This is a genomic window from Streptomyces endophyticus, from assembly GCF_035798155.1.
GTDB classification, from domain to species: domain Bacteria; phylum Actinomycetota; class Actinomycetes; order Streptomycetales; family Streptomycetaceae; genus Streptomyces; species Streptomyces endophyticus.
In genome coordinates this window covers 175,358-189,134 of the sequence record NZ_JAOZYC010000164.1, presented here as the reverse complement: position 1 = coordinate 189,134, position 13,777 = coordinate 175,358, and the positions used below count along the sequence as shown (strand labels likewise).

Below are 13,777 nucleotides of genomic sequence, written 5' to 3'. Positions count from 1 at the left end.
GTGTCTCGGTCCTCCGGGTTCAGGCGACGATCAGCGGGCGAAGCGTGCTGTGGGCGATGTCGAGCCCCTGGACGACCTTTTCCGGGGTGCCGCCCCAGACGGGGTCCTCGTGCTCGACGGAGAGGGTGCCGGTGAAGCCGTGCTCGTAGAGGCGGTCGAGGACGGTGCCCCAGTCGACCTGGCCGCGGCCCGGGACGCGGTAGCGCCACCAGCCCATGTCCCAGGCGTTCTTCGTACGGTCGCGGGCGGGGCCGAAGTGGCCGTAGCGCTGCCGGTCGTGCGGGCGCAGCTCGACGTCCTTGGCCTGTGCGTGCACGATCCGGTCGGCGTACGGCGCGATGGTCTCGACCGGGTCGATGCCGATCCACGTGAGGTGTGAGGGGTCCCAGTTGAGGTACAGGCCCAGGTCGAACATCCACTCCCACAGCTCCGGGGAGTAGGCGAGGTTGCCGGGGTAGCCGTCCGGGTGCCAGCCCTCCATCACGCAGTTCTCGATGATGAGCTTGACCCCGCGCTCCCCCGCGTACTCCACGTACCCGGGGAAGATCCGTTCGGCCTCGGCGAGGTTCTCGGCGACCGGCTTCGTCCAGTCGCGGCCGATGAAGGTGCCCACGTACGGGATGCCGAGGCGCTGCGCCGTGTCGATGGCGTGCTTGAGGTGGGTGCCATAGGCGGCGCGCTGCTCGGGGTCGGGGTGGAGGTGGTTCTCGTAGTAGGCGAGCGCGGAGATCTCCAGTCCGTGCCGGTCGAGGAGGGCGCGGGTGCGCTCCTCGTCCTCGCCCGTGAAGGTGGCCACGGGCAGGTGGGCGGCCTCGAAGTCGCGGCCTCCCGTGCCGGGCCAGACGGCGACTTCGAGGGCCTGGTAGCCGCGGCCCGCGGCGTATCCGGCGATCTTGTCGAGGTCCCAGGAGGGCAGGCAGGCGGTGAGCATGCCGAGTTTGATTCGGCTCGGTTTCAGTTCACTCATGGTCAGTTCACCTTTGTCCAGGCGCCGTTGGCGGATGAGGTCAGGAAGGCGTCGACGAGCCGGGCGGAGCGCAGCCCGTCGGCGAAGAGCGGGAGCCCTTCGGGTGTCTCGCCGGTGGTGACGGCCGCGTACACGTCGGCGACGAACGCGGCGAAGCAGTCGACGTAGCCCTGCGGGTGGCCGGGCGGGACGACGTTGAGGCGCCGCTGCTCGGGAGTGGTGTGTCCCGCGCCGCGGTGCAGGATCCGGGAGGAGTCCTCGCCGCCGAGCCAGAGGGTGTCCGGGTTCTCCTGGTCGAAGACGGCGCTGCCGGCCGAGCCGTCCAGTTCGAACCAGAGGCGGTTCTTGCGGCCCGCGGAGACCTGGGACACCACGGTCGAGGCGAGCGCCCCGCTCTCGGTGCGCAGGAGGAGGGCCGCGGCGTCCTCGGTGGTGACGGTGGTGCGCTTCGCCGAAGTCGCGCTCCCTGTAAAGGACTTGCCGCCCGCTTGCGGGCGGTCGGGGACGGTGACCGTACGGTGCGCGGTGAGTTCCGTAAAGCGTTCGCCGGTGACCCACTCGACGAGGTCGCACCAGTGCGAGCCGATGTCGGCGAAGGCGCGGGAGTCTCCCCCGGCGCCCGGGTCCACGCGCCACCCGGACGCGTCCGGGTCGAGCATCCAGTCCTGGAGGTAACTGCCGTGCAGCAGCTGCCAGTTGCCGAACTCCCCGGCTCGGGCCCGGTCGCGCAGTTCCCGTACGAGGGGGTGGTAGCGGTACACGAACGGCACGGCGGCGACGGTTCCGGCGCGGTCGGCCGCACGCTCCAGGCGTTCGGCGTCGGCCACGGAGGTCGCCAGCGGCTTCTCGCACACCACGTGCTTCCCCGCCGCGAGGGCGCGTTCGGCGTACGCGGCGTGGGTGCGGTTGGGGGTGCAGATGTGTACGACGTCGACGTCCGCGTCCGCGAGGAGGTCGTCGAAGTCCCCGTAGGCGGCGACGGGTCGCCCGGGCGCCGACCAGTCGGCGGCGACCTGTACCGACCGCTCCGGGGTGGAGGCGAGCACACCGGTCAGCCGGCCTCCCGCGGTGCGGATCGAGCGGCGGTGCACCTCGGCGATCATGCCTGCGCCGACGATCGCGGAGCGGACCTGAACGGCCGCCGGGTCAGGGCTTGGTGGTGCGGGCGGGGCCATCGCGGCCGCCCTCCTTTCGACGTCGACACATGACACACATGACGCATATGACGTACATGGCGCCGTGCACACCGTCGGCGGAGGTAACTCGTCCCGCTCATGAACGTAGGACATTCAATTTGGCCCTGACAAGCGAAAGTTACTGCATCTTGAGAGTCATAAATGGCGGGGAGCGCGTACGGTGTGCAGCCATGTCCACCTCGACACTCCCCCGCGCCCGACTCTCCGTCCCCACCCTGCGGTTCCGGGACGGCGGCGGGCTGCTGTACTCCACCCTGGCCCGCCTGATCGCGTCCGGCACCGCCGTGCACCGGGCCGACCTGGTGGAACGCGCGGGCCTCGCCCGCTCGACCGTCACCCGGCACCTGGACGCGCTGATCGAGGCCGGCGTGGTGGCCGAGGGGCCGGGCGCCGCCAGGGCCGGGCGGGGACGCCCGCCGCAGCTCCTGACACTCAACCCGCGGGCGGGGCTCGTGGCCGCGGCCGACATCGGGGCGCGCGACGCCCGGCTCGCCGTCGCCGACCTCTCGCAGAACCCGCTGGCAGACGGCCACATAGCCGTCGACCTGGCGCAGGGGCCCGAGGCGGTGCTCGGCGAGGTGGAGACCGCCCTGCGCGAGCTGCTCGCCTCCGCGGCCGACGGGAGTGTCCCGCTGTGCGCGGTGTCGGTCGGGCTTCCGGGTCCCGTCGATCACGCCGCGGGGGCGCCGGTCCGGCCGCCGATCATGCCGGGCTGGGACGGGTACCCCGTGGGCGACGCGCTGGCGGAGCGCTTCGGCTGCGCGGTGCTCGTCGACAACGACGTGAACCTGATGGCACTGGGCGAGGCCCGCAGCCTGCCCGAGGACCAACTCCCGCTGCTGTTCGTGAAGGTGTCGACCGGCATCGGCGGCGGCCTCGTCTCGGCGGACGGCGAACTGCATCGCGGGGCGGACGGCGCGGCGGGCGACATCGGCCATCTCCCGGTCATCTCCGGTGGTGCCTCGAAGGTGGTGTGCCGATGCGGGAAGAGCGGCTGCGTGGAGGCCGTCGCCTCGGCGGCGGTGATGATCCGCCACCTCAACGCGGCCCGCGAGGAACCGGGTTCGGAGCTGAGCGGCACCGGCGACCTGGCCCGCCTCGTGGCCCACGGCGACCCCGAGGCACTGCGCGTCGTCCGCGCGGGCGCCGAGCGGATCGGCGAGGTGGTGGCCCTCCTGCTGCACGTCTACAACCCGGCCCGCGTGGTCCTCGGTGGGGCGCTGGCGGGTGCGGGCGACGAACTGCTCGCCGGGGTGCGCTCGGTGGTCTACCGCCAGGCCCTCCCCCTGGCCACCCGCAGGCTCGTCCTCGAACCGAGCGTGCTGGGCGAGCGGGCGGGGTGGGTCGGCGGGACGGTTCTGGCGGTGGAGCATGTGCTGTCGCCGGACGGGGTGGTGGATCTGATGGCGCGGCGGCAGGAAGTTCCTCAGGCCACGGGGCTCCGCCCCTGACCCCGCGCCTCAATCGCCGGCGGGGCTTGAAGTGCGCGCACCCTTGACATCCCTCGGCCCCGGTGTTTGATTGGCGCAAGATCGTGCACTTCCCGGCGGAGGTCTCGTCCCCCGAACCCACCCCGCCCGAAGGGACGTCACACCCTCATGAGCCGCAGCGTCAACGTCGGCATCCTCGGCACCGGTTCGATCTTCCGGGCCTACGCCGCCGGCATCGCCACCCTCCCCGAACTCACCGTCACCCGCGTCGCCGACGTGGATCTGGAGCGGGCCCGCACGGCCGCCGCCGAGTTCGGCATCCCGGCCGCAGGTACCACCGAGGAGCTGCTGGCCGACGACGACGTGGAGATCGTCGTCAACATCACCCCGCCCGCCGTGCACGCGCCCCTCAACGAGGCCGCCCTGCGCGCCGGAAAGCACGTCTACACCGAGAAGCCGCTCGCCGCGACCACCGAGTTGGCGCGCGCCAATCTGGTGACCGCGACCGAGACGGGTCGCACGCTGGGCGGCGCGCCCGACACGTTCCTCGGCACGGCCGGGCAGACGGCGCGTGCCGCGATCGACGACGGTCTGATCGGCACGCCGTTCGCCGCGACCAGCTTCGTCCGCTCCAGCCGGGTGCAGGCGTGGCACCCGAGCCCGGGCTTCTTCTTCCAGGCGGGCGGCGGGCCCGTCCTGGACTGGGGGCCGTACCATGTGGCCGCTCTGGTCAACCTGTTGGGCCCGGTGCGGGATGTCATGGGCGCCAACGCGATGGCCGAGAAGGAGCTGGCGGTGACGGCTCCCGAGCGGACCGTCGAGTCGGTGCCGGTGGAGGTGCCCACGCACGCCACCTCCATCCTCCGGTTCGACTCGGGGGTGCTGGCGACGGTGATGTACTCCTTCGACGTGTGGGACACCGAGCTGCCGCACCTGGAGATCTACGGCACCGGCGGCACGCTCTCGCTGCCCGACCCCAACACCTTCGACCGCCCGGTGCGCATCAAGCGCCGTGGTGACACCGAGTGGAGCGAACTCCCCGCGGTGACGGAGGCGAAGGCGCCCGCCACCGGACCGTTCCGGGGCCTCGGCGTCCTCGACCTGGCCCGGCACCTGGACGGCGGTCCGCACCGCGCGTCCGGCGACTTCGCCTTCCACGTCCTGGACGTCCTGGAGCGGATGTCCCTCGCGTCCCCGGAGTCCGGCGCGCTCACGGTGCTCTCCTCCGTGAAGCGGCCGGCTCCGCTGGATCGTCCCTGAGAGACCGTCGGCCTACGGGTAGAAGTGCGTGAGCGGCTCCGCCACGCACGCGGGCTTCTCTGAGCCCTCCAGTTCGAAGGTGAACGCCCGCGTCATCTGCACGCCGCCCCGCGCCACCTCCGTCACGTCGGTGACGGAGGCACGCAGGCGTACGCGGCTGCCGACGGGCACGGGCGCCGGGTAACGGACCCGGTTGACGCCGTAGTTGAGCGCCCGCCCGACACCCTTGACCTGGAGCAGCTCGCCGAACATCGGGATGCCCCAGCTGAGCACCATGTAGCCGTGGGCGATGGTGCGCCCGTACGGCCCGGACGCCGCGCGCTCGACGTCGGTGTGGATCCACTGGTGGTCCCCGGAGACGTACGCGTACGCGTCGATGAGCTCCTGGGTGATCTCCTTCCAGTCGGAGTGCCCGAGGTCGCGTCCGGCGAGGCGGAGGACCTCCGGGATGCCATGGACGGTCAGGGGCATGGTCAGGCTCCGTTCGTGGTTGCGGTCGCGGGGCGCTGCCCCGGACCCCGCTGCTCAATCGCCGCAGGGGCTTGATTTGCCACCGGTCACGCGGACGCGGCGACCGTGCGGGGTGCCGGGGCCGGGTCCGCGGCCAGTTCGTCGTGGTTGGGGCGTTTGAGCAGGAGCAGCATGCAGCCCAGCGTCAACGCGACCTGGAACAGGGCGTAGGCGATGACCGCGGAGATGGATCCGGTCCTGTTGAGCAGGAACTGGCCGACGATCGGGGTCGTGCCGCCGAGCAGCGTGCCGCACAGCTGGTAGCACAGGGAGATGCCGGTGTAGCGCAGGTGGGCGGGGAAGCGGCTGGCGAGCATGCCGGCGAGGGCCGCGTAGTACAGGCAGTGCGGGATGGTGGCGACGGCGACGCCGAGCATCGCGAGGCCGTAGTTGTTGGTGCTGATGAGCAGGAACATCACCGGCAACAGGACGAGTTCGGGCACCAGCATGACGGTGACCGCGCGGGACCAGCTCTTCATCCTGGTGGCGAGGACGGCGCCGAAGGGCTGGACGATGACCTGCGTGATGTTGGCGACGAGGATGATCGTCAGGAAGGTGCTGCGGTCGAAGTCGAGCGACGTGGTGGCCCAGGACAGGGCGAACGTCGACTTGAAGTACGTCGCGGACAGGCCGATGGTGCAGGCGCCGATGCCGAGGGCGATCAGGCCGGGGTGGCTGCGCAGTACCTCGGTGATCGGAAGCTTGACGACTTCCTTCTTCTCGATGAGCTTGGCCATGGCCGGGGACTCGGCGACCTTGAGGCGGACCAGCAGACCCACCAGGACGAGGACCGCGGAGGCGAGGAACGGCACGCGCCAGCCCCAGGACACGAAGGCGTCGTCGGGCAGCTGGCTGATGGCCAGGAAGCTCAGCGTGGCCAGGGTGTTGCCGACGGGCGAGCCCTGCTGGGCGAACGCCCCGTACAGCACCGACTTGCCCTTGGGCGCGCTCTCGGAGGCGATGAGGACGGAGCCGCCCCATTCGCCGCCGAGGCCGATGCCCTGGATCATGCGGATGCAGACCAGCAGGATGGGAGCCGCGACGCCGATGGAGGCGTAGCTCGGCAGCAGGCCGATCGCCGTGGTGGAGATGCCCATCATCAGCAGCGTGATCACGAGCGTCTTCTTGCGGCCGAGGCGGTCGCCGAAGTGACCGAAGACGATGCCGCCGATGGGGCGGGCGAGGAAGCCGACCCAGAAGGTGGCGAAGGCGACCAACGTACCGATGGCGCCCTCCAGTTCGGGGAAGAAGACCTTGTCGAAGGCGAGCGCCGCCGCGGTGCCGTAGATGTAGAAGTCGAACCACTCGATGGTGGAGCCGACGAAGGCACCGAATCCTGCTCTGTTGGCGGCTCTGGTCTCCGCACGTGAGGTGGCGGTGGACGCACTCATGGGTCGCTCCGTGAACGTCGTTGATCAAGCGGATGGGGACGGGAACTGCGGGCGGAACGTGGGGAGTCGTTACGCGGCGACGCGCTCGAAGACCGCGGCGAGGCCCTGGCCGCCGCCGATGCACATGGTCTCCAGGCCGTAGCGCGCCTCGCTGCGCTGCATCTCGCGGGCGAGCGTGGCGAGGATGCGGGCGCCGGTGGCGCCGACGGGGTGGCCCAGCGAGACACCGGAGCCGTTGACGTTGATGCGCTGCTCGTGGTCCTTCTCGCCGAGGCCCAACTCGCGGGTGCAGGCGAGGACTTGGGCGGCGAATGCCTCGTTGAGCTCGATCAGGTCGAGGTCGGCGAGAGTGAGTCCCACGCGCTCCAGTGCGGCGCGGGTGGCCGGGACGGGGCCGATGCCCATCGCCTTGGCGGGGACGCCCGCGCGGGCGAAGGAGACGAGGCGGACCAGCGGGGTGAGGCCGAGGCGTTCGGCGGTGGCGGCGCTGGTGACGAGGCAGGCGGCGGCCGCGTCGTTCTGGCCGCTGGCGTTGCCCGCGGTGACGGTGGCCTCCGCGTCGGACTTGGCCATGATGGGCCGCAGCGCGGCGAGTTGCTCGGCGGTGGTGTCCGGGCGCGGGTGCTCGTCGGCGCTGACGACGGTGTCACCCTTGCGGCCCCGTACGGTGACGGGCACGGTCTCCGCGTCGAAGCGGCCCTCCTGGGCGGCGCGGGCGGCGCGTGCTTGCGAGCGCAGGGCGAGGGCGTCCTGGTCGGCGCGGCTGATGGCGTACTCGCGGCGCAGGTTCTCGGCAGTCTCGATCATGCCGCCGGGCACGGGGTGGTGGATGCCTCCGGCGGTGACCCGGCCGCGCGCCAGGGAGTCGTGGAGCTGGAGGCCGGGTCCCTTGATGCCCCAGCGGCCGTCGTGCGTGTAGTAGGGGGCGGCGCTCATCACGTCGACGCCGCCGGCGATGACGACCTCGCTGAACCCGGCCCTGATCTGCATGGCGGCGTCGAGGACGGCCTGTAGTCCGGAGCCGCAGCGCCGGTCGATCTGGGCGCCGGTGACGGAGTCGGGGAGACCGGCGTCCAGGGCGGCGACGCGGCCGATGGCCGGGGCGTCGGATGAGGGGTAGGCCTGCCCGAGGATCACCTCGTCGACCCGGTCCGGGTCGATGCCGGTGCGGGCGACGAGTTCGGCGATGACGCGCGCGGCGAGTGCCGCCGGAGTCTGCCGGGCGAAGGCCCCGCCGAAGCGCCCGATGGGGGTGCGCAGGGGTTCGCAGATGACGACATCGTCCTGTTCGGGCACGGCGGAACACCTTTCGGGCGGCTCAGGGAGGTGAGCCGACCATCGCACCCGACCGCTGAGTCGGTCCAATACCAAGTTTTCGATCCATCAAGACGGACGACGTCTCAATCAGGGCTTTCGGGAGTCGGCATCAGCGCTTCCGGGCGTCGGCAGCGCCTCCTCGCAGACCGCGAGCACCGCACGCAGCGCGGCGGAGGGGTTGTCGGCCCGCCAGGCGAGGGCCGCCTGGCGGCGGATGGGCGGTCCCGCGAGGGGCCGGTAGACGAGCCCGGTCTGCTGGATGTGCCGGACCGATGACACCGTCAGCGTGACCCCGACGCCCGCCGCGACGAGCGCCAGGATCGTGTACGAGTCGGGGGCCTCCTGCACCACGCGCGGGTTGAACCCGGCGGCCTCGCAGGTCTCGACCATGGCGTCGCGCACCGTCGACCCGGCGTTCGCGGGGAAGGAGACGAAGGGCTCGTCGGCGAGGATGCCGATGGGGATCTCGTCGAGCGCGGCGAGGTGGTGGTCGGAGGGCAGCGCGCACAGCAGCTCCTCCTCGTCGATGACCCGGTGGGCCACGCCCGGCTGGGTCACCGGGAGCCGTACGAAGCCGAGGTCGAGCGAGCCGTCCGCGACCCGGTCGAGCGCGACGTTGGCGTACGTCTGGCCCTTCATGACCAGTTCGAGGGCCGGGTGCGCGGCCCGCACGGCGCGGGTGAGCCGGGGCAGTGTCTCGTGGCTGGAGGCGCCCGCGAACCCGATCGTGACCCGGCCGAACTCCCCGCGCCCGGCGGCCTTGGCGGCCCGCACCGCCGTGTCGAGGTCGGCGAGCACGGTCCGTACGGGTTCGAGGAAGGACTCCCCCGCGCTGGTGAGGCGCACGGAGCGGGTGTTGCGCTCGAAGAGCTGGACGCCCAGCTCCTTCTCCAGCTGCCGGATCTGCTGGCTCAGCGGCGGCTGCGCCATCTGCAGCCGCTTGGCGGCCCGGCCGAAGTGCAGTTCCTCGGCGACGGCGGTGAACGCGGTGAGATGACGCAGCTCCACGAGCCCGCCCCCATTCATTAATCTGCGGTCTTGATTGCACCTTAATTTGGTATTGGACGGCAATCAATAGGCGCTGAGACGGTAGGGCCACCCCTACGCACTCACCGAGGAGCACCGTGCCAGCCAAGGTCATGTCGATGAAGGAGGCCATCGCCGCCTTCGTGCACGACGGCGCCACCGTCAGCATCGAGGGCTTCACCCACCTCGTCCCCACCGCCGCCGGACACGAGATCATCCGACAGGGCCGCAAGGACCTCACGGTCGTCCGGATGACGGCGGACATCGTCGTGGACCAGATGCTCGCCGCGGGCTGCGTCTCGCGCCTCGTCTCCTCCTTCGTCGGCAACTCCTCGGCGGGTTCGCTCGGTGAGCTGCGCCGCAGGATCGAGCGCGCGGACCCGGCGCCGCTCGCGTTCGAGGAGTACAGCCACTACGGGATGATCTGCCGCTACCTGGCCGGCTCCCAGCGCCTGCCGTTCTACCCGCTGCGCTCCTACGGCGGCAGCGACCTGCCCGGCATCAACAGCGCGCTGCGGAAGGTGACTTCGCCCTACCCCGGCCCTGACGGGGAGCCCGAGCAGATCTACGTGGTCCCGCCCGTGAACCCGGACGTCACGATCATCCACGCGCAGCGCGCCGACCGCCGCGGCAACACCCAGATCTGGGGCCTCACCGGCATCCAGGCCGAGGCGGTGTACGCGGCCGACAAGGCGATCGTCGTCGTCGAGGAACTCGTCGAGGACGACGTGGTCCGCTCGGACCCCAACCGCACGCTCGTCCCGGCCCACGCCGTCGACGCCGTCGTGGTGTGTCCGCGCGGCGCCCACCCGTCGTTCGCGCAGGGCTATTACGACCGGGACAACGCCTTCTACCGCGCCTGGTCGCACATCAGCAAGGACCCGCAGCGCCTCCAGGAATGGCTGGCGGAGTGGGTGTACGGAACGGCCGACCACGCCGAGTACGTCGCCAAGCAGGGCGAGGAGTTCTGGGCGGGCCTCGCGGTCGGCGAGGCCCTCAGCGAACCGGTGAACTACGGACGGCGACTGTGAGCGCGACACACGAGAAGGAACTGACCACCATGACTGCCGCCACCCCCGACACGGTCACCTCTTCGGAGCTGCTCTCCGTCGTCGCCTCGCGTGAACTGGCCGCCCGCCGCACGGTGTTCGCCGGCATCGGCCTTCCCACCCTCGCCACCGAACTGGCGCACCTGACGGTCGCCCCGCAGATCGAGGTCGTGTACGAGTCCGGGGTGTGCGGCGCACACCCCTCGCACCTGCCGGAGACCATCGCGGACGCCGTGCTCATCTCGGGCGCGGAGGCCGTGCTCTCGATGCCGGCCCTGTTCGGCTGCGTACTGCAAGGCGGACACATCGACGTCGGCTTCCTCGGCGCCGCGCAGATCGACCGCTGGGGCAACCTCAACACCTCGGTCATCGGGGACTGGGAGAGCCCGTCGGTACGGCTGCCGGGATCCGGCGGCGGCATCGAGGTGATGGCCAACTCCCGTGAGGTCTTCGTCGTGATGCGCCGGCACAACCCGCGCTCCTTCACCGAGACCCTGGACTTCTGCACCACGCCAGGACCGGACCGCGCGCTCGCCGAGGGCATCCGGCCGCTGGGTGTCGGTGTCACGCGTGTCATCACCGAGCTGGGCATCCTGGCCCGCGAGGGCGTCGGCGAGGAACTGCGGCTGACCGCCGTCCACCCCGGTGTCACGGTCGACCAGGTCAAGGAGGCCACCGGCTGGGACCTGAAGGTGGCCGACCGCGTCGAGACGGTGGAGCCGCCGAGCGCGGCGGAGCTGCGGCTGCTGCGCGAGGACGTCGACCCCGGCCGGGTCTACCTCCGCTGACCCGCCCCCGTACGCCACCTCCCGAATCTGCGAAAGGACCCCAACTGCCATGCGTATCAGGATCGTCGGCGCCGGAGCCATGGGCCGCGGCATCGCCCAGTGGGCGGCGAGTGCCGGGCACACCGTCGAGCTGGGCGACGTCCGGGCGGAGGCGGTGCGGGACGCCGTCGCCTTCGTCGAGTCGATGCTGGACCGCGCGGTGGCCAAGGGCCGCATGAGCACCGACGACGGCGCGGCGGCCGTGGCACGGCTGATCCCGCTGGACGATCCCTGGGCGGCGGGCCCCGACGTGGAGCTGGTGGTCGAGGCCGTACGGGAGGACCTGGACACGAAGGCGGAGGTCTTCGGGAAACTGGAGCAGGCGCTCCCGGCCACCACCGTCTTCGCGACCAACACGTCGTCCCTGTCGGTGACACGGATCGCGGCGACGCTCGACGACCCGACGCGCCTCGCGGGCCTGCACTTCTTCAACCCAGTACCGCTGATGCGGATCGTGGAGGTGGTGCCGGGCGCCGCCACCAGGCCCGAACTCCCGCCGCTTCTCACGGAGTTGGTCGAGAGCTGCGGCCACCGCGCGGTCACGGTGGCCGACACACCGGGATTCCTCGTCAACCACGCCGGGCGCGGCCTGGTGACCGAGGCGCTCGCGCTCCTGGAGGAGTCGGTGGCGCGGCCCGTCGACATCGACCGGGTCGCGCGCGATGTACTGGGGCTGCGGATGGGCCCGTTCGAGCTGATGGACCTCACGGGGCTCGATGTCACGGCGGCGGTCATCGACTCGATCTGGCAGGGCTTCCGCCACGAACCCCGGCTCCGCCCGTCCTACCTCACACCGAACCGGGTCACGGCGGGCCTCCTCGGCCGCAAGACCGGGCAGGGCTGGTACGCGTACGGGGACGGGGCCCCGGACTCCGCCTCGGCCGCGGAAGCGCCGGTGACGGGGGACGCGGACCGGCCGGTGTTCGTGGCCGGCGACGACGGTGCGGCGCTGCGGGACGCCCTGACCACGTCCGGCGTCACCGTCGAGACCGGCGAGCGGCCGTCGGCCGACGCCCTCGTCCTGCTCCCGGTCTGGGGCACCACCGTGGCGGACGCGGTCGCCGCCCACGCACTCCCCGCCGGTCGCACGTTCGGCGTGGATCCGCTGTCCGTGGCGAGCGGCCGCCGAGTGCTGTCGGTGACCCCGGCGGCCGACCCGGGCGCCGCACGGGACGCCCGCGCGGTACTGGCCCGCGGCGAACACACCGTGACACTCGTCCGTGACACCGCCGGTTCGGTCGCCCAGCGCCTGCTCGCCTCCGTGGTGTCGGTCGCCGCGTCCATCGCCGAGCGCTCCGTCGCCGCCCCCGCGGACATCGACCTCGCGGTGACACTCGGCCTCGGCTACCCCGTCGGCCCGCTGGCCTGGGGCGACCGCATCGGCGCCGCCCGCATGCTGGAACTGCAACGCGCCCTGCACACCACCACGGGCGACCCCCGCCACCGACCGACCCGCTGGCTCACCGAACGCGCCCGGCTGGGCCTGCCGTTGACCCACCCGGGCACGACGCCCGAGGACTGCGTCGGCTGACCCGGCGGCCGCCGCGCACCACCGTCACCAGTCGTGCACGGCCCCGTCCCGCAGCCGGTTCACGGGCAGGTACTTGCGCTCGTACGGGAACCGCTCGGCGGCCTTCTCGTCGAACTCGACGCCGATGCCGGGGCGGTCGCCGGGGTGCATCAGGCCGTCCTCGAAGGTCCAGGACGTGTGGAACACCTCCTCGTACCCGGGGAGGTGGGCCATGTACTCCTGCATACCGAAGTTCGGGACCGCCAGGTCGAGGTGGAGCGCGGCGGCGAACGACGCCGGGGAGAGGTCACCCGCGCCGTGCGAGCCGGAGCGCACCCCGTACAGCTCCGCGAGCGAGAAGATCCTGCGCAGGTGTGTGATGCCGCCCGCGTGGGAGACGGAGGCGCGGATGTAGTCGATCAGCCGGTTGGTGATCAGGTGCTGGCAGTCCCAGATCGAGTTGAAGATCTCGCCGACCGCGAGCGGCGTCGTGGTGTGCTGCCGGATCAGCCGGAAGGCCTCCTGGTCCTCGGCCGGCGTCGGGTCCTCGATCCAGAACATGCGGTACGGCTCAAGGGACTTGCCGAGCCGGCCCGCCTCGATCGGGCTGAGCCGGTGGTGCACGTCGTGCAGCAGGTGGAAGCCGTAGCCGAACTCCTCGCGGACGGCGGCCATGTACTCCGGCACGAAGTCCAGGTACGCGCCCGTGTCCCAGACCTCCTCGGTCGGCAGGTTGCCGTCTGCGGGCTCGTAGGTGTCACCGTCGCCCTTGCGCATCCCGTAGACGCGCTCCAGGCCGGGCACCGCCGCCTGGGCGCGGACCGCGCGGAAGCCCTTGTCGCGGAACCGCCGTACGTCGTCGAGGAGTTCGGGGATGGTGTTGCCGCTGGCGTGGCCGTAGACGGTGACACCGTCGCGGGCTGCGCCGCCGAGCAGCTGGTAGACGGGCAGGTTCGCGACCTTGCCCTTGATGTCCCACAGGGCGACGTCGACGGCGGCGATGGCGGTCATGGTGACCGGTCCGCGCCGCCAGTAGGCGCCCTTGTAGAGGTACTGCCACAGGTGCTCGATGCGGGCCGGGTCCTTGCCGATGAGCGTGGGGCAGACGTGGTCGCGCAGGTAGGAGGCGACGGACAGTTCGCGGCCGTTGAGGGTGGCGTCACCGATGCCGGTGACACCGTCGGAGGTGGTGATCCTCAGGGTGACGTAGTTGCGGCCGGGGCAGGTGACGAAGACCTCGGCGGAGGTGATGGTGGAGGACATGCGATGCCGTTCTCTCGGGAGGCGTCGTGGT

General features: G+C 71.6%; 12 protein-coding genes. 5 read left to right on the top strand and 7 right to left on the bottom strand.

The window, feature by feature from the left end; all coding sequences use genetic code 11:
* Nucleotides 1-19: 19 nt before the first annotated feature.
* Complete coding sequence (locus tag OKJ99_RS33675; protein ID WP_326021943.1) at nt 20-967, bottom strand: sugar phosphate isomerase/epimerase family protein; 948 nt, start codon at nt 965-967, stop codon at nt 20-22.
* A gap of 2 nt (nt 968-969) precedes the next feature.
* On the bottom strand, nt 970-2,142 hold the full coding sequence (locus OKJ99_RS33670) for a Gfo/Idh/MocA family protein (protein ID WP_326021942.1): 1,173 nt from the start codon (nt 2,140-2,142) through the stop codon (nt 970-972).
* Nucleotides 2,143-2,333: 191 nt separating this feature from the next.
* Between OKJ99_RS33670 and OKJ99_RS33665 the strand changes: the two genes are divergently transcribed.
* Nucleotides 2,334-3,614 carry an ROK family transcriptional regulator gene (locus tag OKJ99_RS33665; protein ID WP_326021941.1) on the top strand — a complete coding sequence of 427 codons (1,281 nt, stop codon included), beginning with the start codon at nt 2,334-2,336 and terminating at the stop codon, nt 3,612-3,614.
* A gap of 147 nt (nt 3,615-3,761) precedes the next feature.
* On the top strand, nt 3,762-4,853 hold the full coding sequence (locus OKJ99_RS33660) for a Gfo/Idh/MocA family protein (RefSeq protein WP_326021940.1): 1,092 nt from the start codon (nt 3,762-3,764) through the stop codon (nt 4,851-4,853).
* A 12-nt stretch (nt 4,854-4,865) separates the two neighbouring features.
* Here OKJ99_RS33660 and OKJ99_RS33655 read toward each other — a convergent pair whose 3' ends face one another.
* From OKJ99_RS33655 to OKJ99_RS33640, 4 genes are all read right to left on the bottom strand, one after another.
* A complete protein-coding gene (locus OKJ99_RS33655) occupies nt 4,866-5,324 on the bottom strand; it encodes a MaoC family dehydratase (RefSeq protein WP_326021939.1) in 459 nt (152 codons plus the stop codon).
* An 86-nt stretch (nt 5,325-5,410) separates the two neighbouring features.
* Nucleotides 5,411-6,754, bottom strand: coding sequence for an MFS transporter (locus tag OKJ99_RS33650; protein WP_326021938.1), 1,344 nt, complete (start codon nt 6,752-6,754; stop codon nt 5,411-5,413).
* Nucleotides 6,755-6,823: 69 nt separating this feature from the next.
* Nucleotides 6,824-8,050, bottom strand: a complete 1,227-nt coding sequence (locus OKJ99_RS33645; RefSeq protein ID WP_326021937.1) for an acetyl-CoA C-acetyltransferase — start codon at nt 8,048-8,050, stop codon at nt 6,824-6,826.
* 108 nt (nt 8,051-8,158) lie between these two features.
* The gene (locus OKJ99_RS33640) at nt 8,159-9,079 is read right to left on the bottom strand and encodes a LysR family transcriptional regulator (protein ID WP_326021935.1); all 921 of its coding nucleotides are present in this window, start codon (nt 9,077-9,079) and stop codon (nt 8,159-8,161) included.
* 131 nt (nt 9,080-9,210) lie between these two features.
* On the opposite strand from OKJ99_RS33640, the gene OKJ99_RS33635 reads away from it, so the two are divergent.
* From OKJ99_RS33635 to OKJ99_RS33625, 3 genes are read left to right on the top strand one after another with little or no spacing between them, the layout of a single operon-like run.
* Nucleotides 9,211-10,128 (top strand): CoA transferase subunit A, encoded by a 918-nt coding sequence (locus OKJ99_RS33635; protein ID WP_326022012.1) that lies wholly within the window; start codon nt 9,211-9,213, stop codon nt 10,126-10,128.
* Between the two features lie 29 nt (nt 10,129-10,157).
* Nucleotides 10,158-10,934: a CoA-transferase subunit beta gene (locus OKJ99_RS33630; RefSeq protein ID WP_326021934.1), complete on the top strand. Its 777-nt coding sequence runs from the start codon at nt 10,158-10,160 to the stop codon at nt 10,932-10,934.
* Between the two features lie 49 nt (nt 10,935-10,983).
* Nucleotides 10,984-12,504 (top strand): 3-hydroxyacyl-CoA dehydrogenase, encoded by a 1,521-nt coding sequence (locus OKJ99_RS33625; protein ID WP_326021932.1) that lies wholly within the window; start codon nt 10,984-10,986, stop codon nt 12,502-12,504.
* 24 nt (nt 12,505-12,528) lie between these two features.
* On the opposite strand, the gene manD is transcribed toward OKJ99_RS33625, so the two are convergent.
* Entirely contained in the window at nt 12,529-13,746 is a 1,218-nt protein-coding gene (manD, locus tag OKJ99_RS33620; protein WP_326021930.1) for a D-mannonate dehydratase ManD, read from the bottom strand.
* Nucleotides 13,747-13,777 lie beyond the last annotated feature (31 nt).

Bases quoted from the DNA above. Each gene is read 5' to 3' on its own strand.
- OKJ99_RS33675 (WP_326021943.1), bottom strand. From the start codon at position 967: ATGAGTGAACTGAAACCGAGCCGAATCAAACTCGGCATGCTCACCGCC.
- OKJ99_RS33670 (WP_326021942.1), bottom strand. From the start codon at position 2,142: ATGGCCCCGCCCGCACCACCAAGCCCTGACCCGGCGGCCGTTCAGGTC.
- OKJ99_RS33665 (WP_326021941.1), top strand. From the start codon at position 2,334: ATGTCCACCTCGACACTCCCCCGCGCCCGACTCTCCGTCCCCACCCTG.
- OKJ99_RS33660 (WP_326021940.1), top strand. From the start codon at position 3,762: ATGAGCCGCAGCGTCAACGTCGGCATCCTCGGCACCGGTTCGATCTTC.
- OKJ99_RS33655 (WP_326021939.1), bottom strand. From the start codon at position 5,324: ATGCCCCTGACCGTCCATGGCATCCCGGAGGTCCTCCGCCTCGCCGGA.
- OKJ99_RS33650 (WP_326021938.1), bottom strand. From the start codon at position 6,754: ATGAGTGCGTCCACCGCCACCTCACGTGCGGAGACCAGAGCCGCCAAC.
- OKJ99_RS33635 (WP_326022012.1), top strand. From the start codon at position 9,211: ATGTCGATGAAGGAGGCCATCGCCGCCTTCGTGCACGACGGCGCCACC.
- OKJ99_RS33630 (WP_326021934.1), top strand. From the start codon at position 10,158: ATGACTGCCGCCACCCCCGACACGGTCACCTCTTCGGAGCTGCTCTCC.
- OKJ99_RS33625 (WP_326021932.1), top strand. From the start codon at position 10,984: ATGCGTATCAGGATCGTCGGCGCCGGAGCCATGGGCCGCGGCATCGCC.
- manD (WP_326021930.1), bottom strand. From the start codon at position 13,746: ATGTCCTCCACCATCACCTCCGCCGAGGTCTTCGTCACCTGCCCCGGC.